General features: G+C 58.3%; 11 protein-coding genes. 4 read left to right on the top strand and 7 right to left on the bottom strand.

Annotated features, from left to right (window positions below; translation table 11 throughout):
- Positions 1 to 8: 8 nt before the first annotated feature.
- The 4 genes from NKJ75_RS05890 to NKJ75_RS05875 all read right to left on the bottom strand — a co-directional run bounded on the left by NKJ75_RS05890 (position 9) and on the right by NKJ75_RS05875 (position 3,303).
- Positions 9 to 1,454, bottom strand: coding sequence for an ATP-binding protein (locus NKJ75_RS05890; protein WP_352499332.1), 1,446 nt, complete (start codon positions 1,452 to 1,454; stop codon positions 9 to 11).
- A 43-nt stretch (positions 1,455 to 1,497) separates the two neighbouring features.
- Entirely contained in the window at positions 1,498 to 1,998 is a 501-nt protein-coding gene (locus NKJ75_RS05885) for a hypothetical protein (RefSeq protein ID WP_352499331.1), read from the bottom strand.
- Positions 1,995 to 2,507 (bottom strand): hypothetical protein, encoded by a 513-nt coding sequence (locus NKJ75_RS05880; RefSeq protein WP_245260670.1) that lies wholly within the window; start codon positions 2,505 to 2,507, stop codon positions 1,995 to 1,997. Before NKJ75_RS05880 ends, NKJ75_RS05885 begins: the two co-directional genes overlap by 4 nt.
- Positions 2,508 to 2,820: 313 nt before the next feature.
- Positions 2,821 to 3,303: a hypothetical protein gene (locus NKJ75_RS05875; protein ID WP_023711829.1), complete on the bottom strand. Its 483-nt coding sequence runs from the start codon at positions 3,301 to 3,303 to the stop codon at positions 2,821 to 2,823.
- A gap of 413 nt (positions 3,304 to 3,716) precedes the next feature.
- On the opposite strand from NKJ75_RS05875, the gene NKJ75_RS05870 reads away from it, so the two are divergent.
- Positions 3,717 to 4,091, top strand: a complete 375-nt coding sequence (locus NKJ75_RS05870; protein ID WP_245263882.1) for a hypothetical protein — start codon at positions 3,717 to 3,719, stop codon at positions 4,089 to 4,091.
- A 201-nt stretch (positions 4,092 to 4,292) separates the two neighbouring features.
- Here the strand turns inward: NKJ75_RS05870 and NKJ75_RS05865 are convergent, their stop codons facing one another.
- Entirely contained in the window at positions 4,293 to 5,708 is a 1,416-nt protein-coding gene (locus NKJ75_RS05865; protein ID WP_023711831.1) for a mannose-1-phosphate guanylyltransferase/mannose-6-phosphate isomerase, read from the bottom strand.
- A gap of 240 nt (positions 5,709 to 5,948) precedes the next feature.
- A complete protein-coding gene (locus tag NKJ75_RS05860; RefSeq protein WP_023711832.1) occupies positions 5,949 to 6,935 on the bottom strand; it encodes a nodulation protein NodZ in 987 nt (328 codons plus the stop codon).
- Positions 6,936 to 7,909: 974 nt separating this feature from the next.
- Here NKJ75_RS05860 and gmd point away from each other — a divergent pair.
- From gmd to NKJ75_RS05845, 3 genes are all read left to right on the top strand, one after another.
- Entirely contained in the window at positions 7,910 to 8,980 is a 1,071-nt protein-coding gene (gmd, locus tag NKJ75_RS05855) for a GDP-mannose 4,6-dehydratase (protein ID WP_023692482.1), read from the top strand.
- Positions 8,980 to 9,924, top strand: a complete 945-nt coding sequence (fcl, locus tag NKJ75_RS05850; protein WP_023689384.1) for a GDP-L-fucose synthase — start codon at positions 8,980 to 8,982, stop codon at positions 9,922 to 9,924. The genes gmd and fcl overlap by 1 nt, the downstream gene beginning before the upstream one ends.
- A gap of 352 nt (positions 9,925 to 10,276) precedes the next feature.
- Positions 10,277 to 11,698 (top strand): phosphomannomutase, encoded by a 1,422-nt coding sequence (locus NKJ75_RS05845; RefSeq protein WP_352499330.1) that lies wholly within the window; start codon positions 10,277 to 10,279, stop codon positions 11,696 to 11,698.
- 168 nt (positions 11,699 to 11,866) lie between these two features.
- Here NKJ75_RS05845 and NKJ75_RS05840 read toward each other — a convergent pair whose 3' ends face one another.
- Positions 11,867 to 14,263 (bottom strand): transketolase, encoded by a 2,397-nt coding sequence (locus NKJ75_RS05840; RefSeq protein WP_023822549.1) that lies wholly within the window; start codon positions 14,261 to 14,263, stop codon positions 11,867 to 11,869.
- Between the last annotated feature and the right edge of the window lie 4 nt (positions 14,264 to 14,267).

Raw genomic sequence — 14,267 nt, 5'->3', positions numbered from 1 at the left:
CCGACCACTCAGAAGAGGTACTTATCCCCCTTAGCGTGTAGCCGATGATCAATAGACACAACCGCCTCCACCGCGCTGCGAGCAATGGTGCCGAGAATGATCTGAACGCCTCCGATGTCCTTCGCAGCAGAGGCAACGCTGTCCAGCATCTGCTCGAAGTCCTCGTTCACGACCTCTTCCGACGCAGGCGAGTCGATAATCAGCAAGCCTGGATGCCGGCCATGCCCGCGACGCTTGGCCACCTCCACAGCCGCCAGCGAGGTCGCGATCTTAATGCGCAATTTCTCGCCCATCGTAAGGTTGCTGAAATAGATATCGGCGCCGCCTTGGTGGACCTTCAGCCTCCCACCGCCGTCGAGGTGCATGCTGGTGATGTGGGAAACACCGAACTTCTTCGTGAGGGACATCACCGAATCAGCGATCTCTGTCAGAACGTCCGACTGCATAGAGGTCATCAGCGTCTTACTGGCGTCAGTAGCGGCACGAAGGATCTTGAGTTCGCTCTGCGTCTCGGTGTCGTCGTTGGCAGGCGATTGCAGTGAGGCGACCAGTTCCCGAAGCTGCTCGGCCCGGGCCTCCAACTGCACAACGATGAGTTCGGGGTCGGTCGGCAACGTTGAGATGGCGTCCTGAAGGTTTCGCATCCTGTTCATTCCGGTGCGGAGGCGTTCGGTCGCCTCCCTTGCTGTCTTCTCGCTGGCTTTGAACTTGGCTTTGGCGATCTGGAGCGACGAAGCCAGTTCCTCAACCAGGATCTGCGCGTACTGGATGCGATCGCTATCCAGATCGTTTTCGTGGACCGGCAAGTCGTTCTTGCACAAGGCGCAGGTGTTGTGGTCTGCGTGCTGAACCGCAGGCGCGGCCTCCTCGAACGCTGCCTCGCAGGCAGGGCAGCAAGTCGGGTTGAGCTGACGGAACGAGTATCCTGCCGACCGCTCGTCCTCGAGCTGCTTGAGCCTTCGCCGCGCGTCGTCGTAGCTGACTGTGACGGCCGCGACGGTCGCCGTGTCCGTCTCTAAGGCTATTCGAGCGGTCTCGACCACCTTCCTATCGGTCACGGTCTCCTCATCGAGGCGCGCCAGTTCCAGCCTTTTTGCGCTGCGGTCATCGGTGCCACGAGCCTCCTTCGCTTTGGCGAGTTGGCCCTCAACCTCGATAAGCCTGCTATCGAGCACTACGCTCACGCCAGAATGGTTCGGCCTATCGGCCAGTGCCTGCTCGAGCTGCTTCTGCGCGGTTAACGCAGCACTATAGGTAGAGACCCACGGCAACCCTATGAACAGTTGGAGCAGGCGAAGCGGGAGCCCGTCTATGGGCAGATCGCCGAACAGTGCCTTCGGCTCAGTAGAACTCGACAGGAAGAACGTCGAAGCTATCAGAGGCCAGCCATGGGGATGACCGCCGGTATTCTTGTTGTGGGCATAAATCACCGGGAAATCTAGTTCTTCCATCATCAGGTGCTCGGTCTGAGACTTCAGCCCGTCTCCAGCGTCACCTTCATAGAGCGTGATCCACTGACCGTCGCTGACTCCGGCTCAGCGTGGCCTTGCCCTCCGCCGCCTTCTCCTCGCCGGCAGGCTTGCGCAGCTCCATGCGATGCAGGACTTCATCGACACAATACCGGACTTCGATGGTTTCCAGCCACTTCCAAACGTCGGGCTTCACCCGACCGGGAAAGTCGCCGCGGATAGCTGCGTTGAGTAGGTGCAGGATGGATGACTTTCCTCGCAGATTGCGCTCGGACATCACGGCCCAGATGCCGATCCCTAGGTCTGACCAGGACAGATGAAACGGTCCGTCGCGCTCGGATTCGGCTCGAACACCCGTCAACTTGATGCCGTCGAAGCGAAGGCTCTTGGCGCGCGGCGGAGTAGTCTGCGCGCGAATGCCATACTTGAGCAACGCGCTTCGAACATCCGACTCCGGACTGGTGCTATCCTCGGCTATGGCTCTTATCCAGCCGTACTCGGTCGACTCGATGATCCGTTCCTTGCTCATGGTTCCAATCCGGCGAATTTGGTCAGACGCTGTTCGACCTGCTCTTGGATAGTCGGTATCACGTCGCCCTGGATGGTGCTTCCATATTGCGGGTGCTCATACTGCCATTCCTTTAGGGCGGAGCCGCTCTTGCCGCTGGCGACTCGCATTACCAACGCTAATCGGTCGCGATACCACGCCAACTCCGGGTAATCCTGAACGCACTTTTCCAGAAACGAGATCGCCTTTGGTAATATAAGGTACTCGTACCGACGAATTTTGCCGTCGTCACCGGCGAGTTGCATCGGCCTCGCTAAGCCGTAGTAGCTCAGCATTGCAAGGGCGTCCTCGACGTTCTGATAGGCGCCGTGCCGCCAGCGGACCATCCGCACCAGTCTGATGGAAGGCTCGTCGTTGATGAAGATGCGCTGAACTGCCTCTAGCAGTTCGGGTTCGCGGGTCTCCTCATAGAGATCCAGCAGGGCGTCACCCAAATAGTCAGGATAACGGACGAGGAAGTCCATTGCCATCAAGCGCTTCTCAGCTCGAAAAACGCTCACGACCTCCTCTGTAGGCCTGTCGACATCTTCACTTCCCGCAACCAAGATGAAAAGCAGCCTGAGCGCGTCGCGATGTCTATAGCTCGGCTCAAGCGATATTCGGAAAGGCGTCCCAGCTTCACCCTCTGGCCCCTTTCCTTCGACGTAAACATCCATATCAGAAGTGCCCCCCAACGCAGGGACCACGATATCTCAAACGGTTTAATTCCGCTAATCTGGTCAGGCACTACTTCGGCGTATTCTGAAGTAGGTGAGGAAATGGTGGAAATAGCGACATCGGCTATCATGCCGGTTCGGCTACGGTTCTTTCAGACCTCTCGATTTGCGCTTCAATTTTCGCCCGGGTGGTTTTGGTGGCAAGGTACTCAACCAATTCTGCAGCGTGGTTTTCGCAGCCCTTTGCCTGCTTTCGAAGAAGCGAGACGTGGTCAGAAAGTTCTTCCGTTGTGCAGAGGCCTATTGGAACCAGAGACCGTTCGCCGTTCCGAAGCACAGGATACGATTTGACTAAGCGAGTATGGCCAGGAAGGACCATCTGAGGGGACGCAGGATCGTCGCTCATGCCCACGCGCTTCAACATACGTGTAACGACACCCACAAGTTCTTTCTTGGCAAATGCTCTGTAGAAGTCGGCATGCGGGCCTGTCAGAGGTTTACTTTTGAATATCTCCTCAACGATCTCGCTTGGCTGCGCGATCTGGCCAGCCTCCATCCGTTGCCCGATGAGTTTATGCAGCTCAGACAGAAGCGCAGAGTCTTTGGCCATGACTTCTATCCCATCAATTGTTGAATGGTGAAGCTGGTAAAGCCTAAACGGCCGTCAATCCGTTCGTAGGGCCACAGCATCCAAACTAGACGTGAATCACTGGTAAGTTGAGTGGGCATCATCCGCCGATTCTAAGATTTGTCAAAGTCGTTGTCCTGACTTTGTTCGAATTTGCAGGTGACACGACACAGGCGAACCTCAGGCGGCTGCCGGGACAATGCCGCAACTGATAGATCGCCGGCCACGAAGCTATCGAACTCTCAAACCTGCAGCGCTACGTGTTGGCAGGTCAGGCGGAGGTCGGCCTCTCTAAGGCGGCCCTTGCAACCAACGCCCTTCGGTCCACCGCCCTTGATGCTCCACCGCTTGTGCGGGCCCCCGTCAATTCCTTCGTAGCTCGGGTGGCTACGGCGATGGCTGTGCCGTTTGGGCCGCTCGCCGCGTTTGTTGGCCAGCCCCTCCGTTCCTTTTATCAGCAGGCTATCTGCGGCGGGTTCCAGCTTAGCGATGGAAGTCGTCTCGTTCGAACCGTGGTTCCGATGGCCTTTCAATCAGCGCTTGCCGGGATCATGCTTGCCGCAGACCTGGTCAAGCATAGTGCGGGTTTTCCGATGAGTCCGACGACCAGCACTCGCGTGAATCTACTGCGCCCCCTTGGTTCTTACCTCCATGATCCGAAAGCCAAAGATTCCAGCGGCCGCTGCATCTGCAGCGATGAGGATTTCGTTGCCGCCTACAGGCTGAAATACGGCTGTGCCGTTGAACAGCTGAGCAACGGGTCCGCCTAAAAAGATCTGAAGTCTTCGTTACCGCGGACGGCGCGCTGTCAAGCGCTCACCGATGTTTTCGACCAGGATCGAGTGCCTGATGAGAGTGCGGGGCGGATACTATGACACGCTCGGCCCGCTGCTTTGTCAATGTTAGGCCCAGAACCCACGACAGAGATCCTTGAGCGACGGCTCGCCGTTTAACGTTTTTTGTACTGTTATCTACGTTCGACCATATTCGTCGTCGAAGCGAACGATATCATCCTCGGCGAGATAATCGCCGCTCTGCACTTCAATGATAACCAGGTCAATTCTGCCTGGGTTCTCGAGCCGATGCTTATGGCCGCAGGGGATGTAAGTAGATTCGTTTGTCCCCAGGAACAACTCCTGCTCGCCATTGACGATTTTGGCGGAGCCGCTGACCACGACCCAGTGCTCCGAACGATGATAGTGCATCTGCAGGCTCAACTGGCGACCGGGCTTCACCTCGATGCGTTTGATCTTGAAGCGCTCGCCTTCCTCCAGAACCGTATAGGTACCCCAGGGCCGGTGTACCGTGCTATGGACCAGATGAGCTTCATGTCCCGAAGCCTTGAGGCCCTCGAAGAGCTTCTTAACGTCCTGAACGCGGTCGCGGGATGTGACAAGCAAAGCGTCCGGGGAATCCACGATCACCAGATCGCTTACGCCCACCGTGCCGATGACGCGCTTGTCGGAGCTCACATATGTGCCGGTCGTGTCGACCATGTGCACATCGCCGCGTATCCTGTTCCCGCTTTCGTCGGGGGCGATCAAATCGGCCATTGCGTTCCAAGATCCGATGTCGTTCCAATCCATGTCGCAGGGAATCACGGCAAGTCTGTTAGTCTTCTCCATGACAGCGTGGTCGAGCGAGATTCGCGGCGCGGAACCGAAATGCTCAGGCGCGAGTTCGATTTTGGCAAAGCCTTGGCATTGACTGGCGCGGCCGTTCTCATAGCTGTCGGCGACGGCCTGGAGCACCTCGGGACAATGCAAAACCATCTCGTCGAGCATGGTTTGCGCACTGAAGCAGAAGATGCCGGCGTTCCAGAAGAAGCGTTGAGACGCGACATAGGCTTTGGCTGTCTCCAGATTCGGTTTTTCAACGAAACGGACGACGTTCTCACCATCTGCTTCGATGTAGCCGAATGCGGTGTCCGGTCTGGTTGGGGTGACGCCCAATGTGGCGATCCGCCCGAGCTTCGCATGTTCCATGGCCAGGCCCATGACGTCTAGAAACGCAGGCAGGTTGCTAATCAGGTGATCGGCCGGGAAGACGCACAGGATCGCGTCAGGGCCTTGCGTTGCCCTCGCATGGATCGCGGCTGCAGCCACGGCGGCGGCCGTATCCCGAGCTTCGGGCTCGAGCAGAAAGGTGCGTGGCAGGACCACGGAATCCAGTTCGTCAAATTCGTCCTTGGTCAGGAAGAGGTGGTCCCCGGATGTCACAGCGACGAGTTCCACGACACCTTCTATCGAAGCGGCGCGCAGCACAGTCTGCTGAATGAGAGAATATCCATCCGCCACTTTGAGGAAAGGTTTGGGGTGCGATTGCCTTGAGGCGGGCCATAGCCGCGATCCGGCTCCGCCGCTGATGATCACGGGAATGACTTTCATAACCAACCTCAATTTCGTCTCTGGAGTGATCGCCCGCGTTCTTTCGAGCGTCAGCGTCACGATCGCCGTCGCTCTGGCTTGTCTGCGGCCCCCGCGTAACAGCGAAGTTCTGGCGCGTTGCAGGCGGCGTCAGATGACGACGGTATCGGTAATGTACGACGCCTCCACTGGCGTCGGTGAGAAATGCGCATTCAACTATGCCTGTTGGTTGCGTCTGCCGAATTGCGCAGGTGGCGGGTCTTAACTGAGATCAGAGACTTGGCTGCCTTCTATCAAAGTCAAACGACTTGGCTCTTTCAGATCGAATTCAATTACCCGTGGTGCGAAAAGGCGTGCATATCGTGTAAAGGCGCTCGTCGGGGGAAACCGAATTACGGTATCGCAGCGCCCGAGAAGATACATCTCAACGAGGGCGGAAATTCCGCCGTCAATCCCGAGTGCTGCAGTGTGTAAGGGGCCACCTTGATTGGATCCGAAGTGCTTCGGGACAGTGAGCAGATCGGGAAACCTGGCCGACAGAAGATCCAGTATCCGCGCGCTGTCCGTGCATAAGAACAGCCGCACAGGCCTGGGGTGCGGTAACGCCTTAGCCTTGTCAATTGCAGCGCACACTTGCCGAACGGCGAGCTCCGGATCGGCCCAGTAGGGCGCATGCTCCATGATGTCTTCACCGTTACCGTGCCGAACATGAATCCCGATGATGCTGTGCCCCTCAAAACATTCCTGATAAATGGCATCTATGCGGGCTTGAATTTCTGGCCGAGGCTGGACACTCTGGAACACCTGCCGCTCTGCATCCTCATCGCACCGCCACATCAGACAAGCGTCACACACTACTGTGTTCGCTTCGACATCGTGTTCGGCCTGAAAGAGCTCGCCCAACTCGTCGCGCTCTTGGAAAATCTGCTCATCTGGCCGGTAAAGGCACTCGATCGCCGGCCTGTTCCACCACTCCGGGAAGAATGGACCAGGGAAGGAAACGTCGTTGATCCGGTCGTCGGAAATAGCCGGCACGCCAGCGATGTCATTGATCGGCTGGAAGAACACCGGAAACGCATTTGTGAAGGGTTGGTCGAGGTAGCAGGCCCCCCGCCAGTCGATGACTAGAGTTCGTCCCGACCGCTGCGCGTAGCGCCAAGCGGCCGCCAATGACCACAGACAATCACCGAACCCCGTACGCCTCCGAGAGACGACGAACCGGCGCTTTTCCAATCCACTAACATGCATTTTCGGAAATCTCGTTCAGAGAGGAGGTTGCATCCGGTTTGGAATCCTTAGTAGACACGTAGACTCGACGCCGGGCGCTTGGCAGAGGCCGGGCCATAGGGCAGAAGAGCTCACTCAGCACTGCCCACTAATCCCGTGACGCTCGCACGGCTTGAAGCCGATGCCCTCGCTTCCGGTTCAGCCTTCTCTACTGGGCCTCCGCGGCATGTGTAAAATCTATTGAGTGGATGCCGGCCATCCATGCGTTGGATGCCGTGATGAAGGGGCTCGGCTGACGCGGGCCCGGCCAATAGAGCCGAAACAGCCGGGGAACGCTGCGAGACTGCCTGCCGGAGAAAATCGTTCCGTCGACGCCACACGCCAAGGGTGCAAGGCTGCATACAGCAACCGTCCCGGGCGAGATGAGGTCGATAGCTCGACGCGCCTGGAACCAGCTGATCGACAGAATCTGCAGTCTGCTCCCAAAGTTCTGCACGACCTGTGCCGGATGCTGTGGTGAGGGCTCGCGGCCACGAACTTTGTCCTCGCCCCGAACGGAAGCTCGGGACCTACGACTCCGGGCCGGCGATGCGCCCCGGCTGCTCGGTCAGACCATCCATTCTGTGGATGCACTTTATCCAAACAATCGATTTCACTGATCCAAACAATTCCCATTAGAAGACGCTGAAGCAAGAAAGAAGGGCGTCCTCACTCGCTGATAGATGAGCAAATCAGCTGCAAGGTGCTTGGAGTACAGTCGCTCGCGGCGTGAGCTGAGCGGCACTCTGACCGCATGTACGAATCCCAGTTAGCGGCGCAACTCTATTTTGCTGTGACTCCAAGCAAGAGCAGGTGTGCTCGGCTGGCAGACTGTCAATGACGAGCTTCGCGCCGCATCTGTCGAAGTGCTCCATAGGGCACGGGGCGGGCCGCACATTGTGTCGGCGTGGCGAGCCGGAGCCGAAACCTTAAACTTTAGATAGAGCAGGAATAGAATGGGCGATAGCAGAAAAGTTGCTCTTATTACGGGCATAACTGGACAGGATGGTGCCTATCTTGCCCGTCTTCTTCTCAAAAAAGGCTACATCGTTCATGGGATTAAGCGACGTTCCTCTTCCTTCAACACGGGTCGTATCGAAGACCTCTACCAAGACCCGCACGAATCCGATCCGCGCCTGATCTTGCATTACGGTGACCTCACTGATTCGACTAACCTCATCCGCGTGGTTCAGGAATCTCAGCCAGACGAAATTTACAACTTGGCTGCTCAGAGCCATGTGCAGGTGTCGTTCGAAACACCTGAATACACAGCAAACGCGGACGGTATCGGTACATTGCGACTTCTTGAGGCGATTCGCCTCCTCGGTCTGACGGACAAGACCCGCTTCTATCAAGCCTCGACTTCGGAGCTATACGGCCTCGTGCAGTCCGTACCGCAGAACGAAACGACGCCCTTTTATCCGCGCAGCCCTTACGCCGCCGCCAAGCTCTACGCCTACTGGATGGTCGTCAATTATCGCGAGGGCTATGGTATGCACGCTTCCAACGGCATTCTTTTTAATCACGAAAGCCCCCTTCGTGGCGAAACTTTTGTGACGCGCAAGATCAGCCGCGCTGCCGCTGCTATCTATCTGGGCAAGCAGGACAAGCTTTATCTCGGCAATCTCGATGCTCAACGCGATTGGGGCCATGCGCGTGAGTACGTGCGAGGTATGTGGATGATGATACAGCAGGATCAACCGGATGATTACGTGCTGGCTACGGGCAAAACGACTCCTGTCCGCCAATTCGTCGAGTGGGCTTTCGAAGATATCGGCGTCGAGATCGAATGGCGTGGCAAGGGTGTCGGCGAAAAGGGCTATGATGTAGCGAGCGGCAGATGCCTAGTCCAAGTGGACCCACGCTACTTCCGCCCCACGGAAGTCGATCTTCTCCTGGGTGACGCTACCAAGGCGAAGGAGAAGCTCGGCTGGGTGCATGAGACATCCGTGCGCGAGCTTGCTGCGGAAATGGTGCGCGAAGACCTGAAGGTCATGCAGACATCTGTAGTCATGAAGGAAGCGTAATGTATGATCTTAACGGAAAAACCGTGTGGGTCGCTGGCCACAAAGGTATGGTGGGCAGCGCTGTTGTACGCCGACTCGCGTCTGAAGACTGCAAAGTTGTGGCCGCCCCTCGGGGAGAGCTAGACCTCAAGCGACAGACCGAGGTTGAAAACTTCGTGGCAGTGATGAAACCGGACGCTATCATTATGGCGGCGGCAAAGGTAGGTGGTATTCTCGCGAACGCCACCTATCCGGTCGACTTTCTTTACGACAATCTGATGATCGAGGCCAATATATTCGCGGCAGCCCACGAAAACAATGTCGACCGCGTCCTCTTCCTCGGCTCGTCTTGCATCTATCCGAAGATGGCACCACAGCCCATTCCTGAAAGCGCGCTTTTGACCGGGCCACTAGAGCGCACCAACGAATGCTACGCCGTCGCCAAGATCACCGGCATCAAAATGGCTCAAGCCTATCGCCAGCAATACGGCCGCGACTACATCTCCGCTATGCCGACGAATCTCTACGGGCCAGGCGACAATTATGACTTGCAGTCAAGCCACGTCATCCCAGCGCTGATCCGGAAAGCGCATGAAGCTAAGCTCATAAGTGATAAGCAAATCACCATCTGGGGCACGGGCACACCACGTCGGGAATTCATGCACGTCGACGACTGCGCCGACGCATTAGTCTTCCTTCTGAAGAACTACTCTGACCATGATCACGTCAATCTCGGCTGCGGACAGGACATCACGATCCTAGAGCTGACTAGAATGATCTGCCGTGTAGTCGGATTTACTGGGGAGATTGCGCATGATCACTCTAGACCTGACGGTACACCGCGAAAGCTGATGAGCGTCGACAAGCTGCGCACTTTGGGATGGGCAGCAAAGATCACTCTCATGGAAGGCATCGAGAGTGTCTATCATGCATTTCTAAACGGGAGCTACACCGAACGGCGGTAGATAAGAGGATTTGCTGCGTCTCAGGCCTGTACGCGCTTTCGGGACCCAGAGCTAATGTAGACTGAGACAATCACTCGATGGCGATAGCGCTCATGTGAGCCAGCCGCGAGGAGCCCCGCCGGACCCGGACCCCATCCGCTCCAACCTCGTCGCCGTGAAGGTCACGGTGCGCTGCCCACGCCGACGCCGACTGCGTCAATCCTCACAAGGGTAACCGTCGATAACCGAACGCGTCTACGGTAACCGAATGTACTTCTTGTTCTCGTCCGAGGGATCTGTCGATGGGCATTCCGGACGAGCCAAAGTTTGAGCATGTTACCTTCAAAACCCGGTTAGCAACGTCGGATTTGGTATGAAATTCGGAACAAGTGGATTACGGGGCCTGGCGACAGAATTGGCAGGAGCCGCCTCTGCCCTATATGCAACGGCATTCGCGACATTCCTGCTGGAATCCGGCCTGGCCAGAATTGGCGACGAGATACTCATAGGGCGCGACTTTCGCGCCTCGAGTCCGGCCATCGCCGCCGTCTGTGCGGCGGCACTGTCCGCGCTCGGCTTCATCGTAGTCGATTGCGGCGCAGTCCCCACCCCTGCCCTGGCACTGTATGCTCAGGCGCGTAAGAGTGGTTGTTTGATGATCACAGGCTCGCACATTCCGGCCGACCGTAATGGAATAAAATTCTATCGACCCGACGGTGAGATCGACAAGGGTGATGAGCGGGAGATAACGCGCATCGCCTTGCAGCTGGAGAAGCGCGGATACGTCCTTGAAGGTGCTGTTGCACGTCGGCAGCACCGGGAGGCCGAATGCAAGGCCTTTTTCACGGCGCGCAATCGAAAGCTTATGGAGATTAATGCTCTAAAGGGCTTAACGGTGGGCGTATATCAGCACAGCACAGTCGCGCGCGATCTCTTGGTTGACATTCTCTCATATCACTGTGCGACGGTCGTAACCCTGGGACGTTCGGAAGGTTTCATTCCTGTCGACACTGAAGCGGTCTCTGACGAGACTGCTCAACAGTTCAAGCTCTGGGCCAAAGAGCATCGGCTTGATGCGGTCGTCTCGGCAGATGGCGATGGTGACCGCCCACTGGTAGCTGACGACCACGGAGACCCCCTTCGCGGTGATTTGTTAGGCCTGATTACGGCGAACTTCCTGCAAGCGAAGGCAGTCGTCACGCCGGTCACATCAAACTCTGGTATCGAGACCGCAGGTTCTTTTAAAGTCGTGCGTACCAAGGTTGGATCGCCATTTGTTATTGCTGCCATGCTCGATTTGGTTGCGTCGGGTCACGAGCGCGTGGTTGGTTTCGAAGCAAACGGTGGTTTGTTGACCGGCACGGACTTTGACCCGAACGGAACTAAACTGCCAGCGCTACCTACACGCGACAGTTTTCTCCCCATCCTCGCGGCACTTTCCCTTGTTAATACAAGTGGGCAGCCACTGTCAGAGATTGGCAGTTCCTTTCAATTGCCGGCAGCGGCGGCGGATCGCTTGGAAAATTTTTCCGTCGAAAGCAGCACTCGCCTCATGACATACCTTCGTACAGCGGAAACTAACATTGCCGCCTTCGTCGGGTCGATTGGAGTGGTAAGCAAGGTTAGCGATGTTGACGGACTTCGTATCACTCTCGCGGATAAGCGTGTCTTGCATTTGCGTCCATCCGGAAATGCCCCGGAAATGCGGTGCTACGTCGAAGCCGAAAATCGGGAGGACGCGGAGCTTTTGCTCCGGACTGGATTGGATCGAATTCGTAATTGGACGCAAGGCTAAATAAAAGCCGCCTCCCTGCGTATTCCAGGTGACCCTGGGGGTCGCACAAGCTACTCAAGCGCGATCAGAACGTCCACAGTGTCCCGGCCCTGTCCGCTTTGAAGCGAACCGGAACGCCCGTGGAAACAGCCGATCCGTACCAGCCACGGAGCATCCGTTAGCTCATGGTCAAGGCAGCGCCTTCCGGAAGCGAACAGCCGGTCCCGCACTGACCGCCTGCGCCGCATGTACGATGGCGTTGGTGTCCAGGCCGTGGTGACGGTATAGGTCCGCAATAGTCCCCGTCTGGCCGAACTGCTCGACCCCGAGCGCCTTCACGCGATGCCCGTTAACCCCACCGAGCCACGCGAGCGTCGCCGGGTGGCCGTCGATCACGGTGACGATGCCGCAGTCACGCGATAGCGGCGCGAGCAGCCGCTCGATATGACTCAGGGCGCCAATCGCGCCACGCTGCCGGGCACGTTCCGCCGCCTGCCAGCCCGCATTAAGCCGGTCCGCGGAGGTGATCGCGAGCAGCCCGACATCGCGCCTGTCCTCCGCCAGAAGACCCGTCGCGGCAATCGCCTCCGGCGCGACGACGCCTTGATAAGCAATGACGACACTCGCGTTGGGCCCAGGCGGACGCAGCCAATAGGCGCCATTGACGATGTCCCGCGCGAGCGCCGGGTTCATGTCGCGCAGCGGCTGCTCGAGCGGCCGGGTTGACAGGCGAAGATAGACCGATCCTCCGGTCTGATCACGCAGCCACGTCGTCTCATCCGGATCCCCCTCGCCATTACGTTGCATGTAATCGAAGGCAAAGCGCATGATCACGGACAGTTCGTCGACGAAGGCCGGTTCGAAGGCGCAAAGCCCATCCTGCGCCATGCCGATCAATGGGGTGCCGATCGACTGGTGTGCCCCGCCCTCGGGCGCCAGCGTCACGCCCGAGGGCGTTGCGACCAGCATGAAGCGCGCATCCTGATAGCAGGCGTAGTTTAGCTGGTCGGCCGATCGGTAGATGAAGGGATCATAGACTGTCCCGATCGGCAGCAGGCGCACGCCATTGATCGAGTGCGAGAGACCGAGTGCCCCGAGCATGATCATCAGGTTCGACTCGGCGATCCCGAGCTCGAGGTGCTGCCCCTTCGGCCCAAATTCCCAGGTAAAGGTCGACGGAATGCGTTCGGCCTTGAAGGTGTCCGCCATGGTCTCCCGGGCGAAAAGGCCGCGCCGGTTGACCCAGCCACCGAGATTGGTCGAGACCGTCACATCGGGCGAGGTGGTGACAATGCGGTCGGCAAGCAGACTGCGCTCGCGTGCGATGTCGTTCAGGATCTGGCCGAAGCCCATCTGAGTCGAGAGCGGCTTGCCGGGCTGCCCCGGTGACGGAAGGGTTTCAGGCACCGGCACCGACGGCGCAGACAGCCTCCTACGCCCCTCACTGAAGAACGGCGCCTTTGCGAAGAAGGCGTCAAGTTCCGCTTCCGGCAAGGTGGCGGCCGCCCATTTGTCCCACTCCTCACCCCGCTTTACGCCCATTTGCAGGCGGTAGTCTTCCATCTGCGTGGGCGTCATCTGCCCCGCGTGGTTGTCCTTGTGTCCGGCAAGCGGCAGACCGTAGCCCTTGATGGTGTAACAGATGAAGCAGACGGGACGGTCATGCCTGGACGCCGCCTCGAAGGCTTCGAGGAGGCTCGGCATGTCATGCCCGCCAAGGTTCGTCATCAACGCCTGCAACTCGTCGTCGGAGCGGCGTTCGATCAGAGTGGTGACCGGCCCTTGGTCTCCGATCTCGTCGAGCAGCCGCTTGCGCCAGGCAGCACCCCCTTGGAAGGTCAGCGCCGAATAGAGCTGGTTCGGACAGCGCTCTATCCACTCGAGCAGCTTCTCGCCCCCCGGCTCGGCAAAGGCAGCCTCTTGCAGAGCGCCGTGGCGCAGGACCATCACGTCCCAGCCGAAGTTGCGAAAAATCTGCTCGAAACGCTGCCAGAGGCCCTCCCGGATCACGGCGTCGAGCGACTGGCGATTGTAGTCGACCACCCACCAGCAGTTCCTGAGCCCGTGCTTCCAGCCTTCGATCAGGGCCTCGTAGATGTTGCCCTCATCCATCTCGGCGTCGCCGATCAGGCTGACCATTCGGCCCTCGGCACGCTCCTTCATCCAGCCGTGACCCGAGACGTAGTCCTGCACCAGCGACGAGAACAGCGTCTGAGCAACGCCGAGACCCACCGACCCGGTCGAGAAGTCGACATCGTCGACATCCTTCGTCCGCGAAGGGTAGCTCTGCGCGCCCTTGTAGCCGCGGAAGTTCATGAGCTTTTCGTGGGTCTGGTTGCCCGCCAGATACTGAAGTGCATGGAAGATCGGCGCCGCATGGGGTTTGACCGCCACCCGATCCTGCGGGCGCAGGACCGAACAGTAGAGCGCGGTCATGATGGTACTCAGCGACGCGGACGAGGCCTGATGCCCCCCGACCTTGATCTCATCGCCCTCGCGGACGTGGTTGGCGTGGTGGATCGTCCAGGCTGCGAGCCAGGAGACGCAGCGCTCGATCTCGTTCAGATATTCCAGTTTCCTCGTCATTCAG

Source organism: Mesorhizobium sp. M0058 (assembly GCF_040323095.1).
Classification (GTDB): domain Bacteria; phylum Pseudomonadota; class Alphaproteobacteria; order Rhizobiales; family Rhizobiaceae; genus Mesorhizobium.
This window is presented reverse-complemented; position numbering and strand designations above follow the sequence as displayed.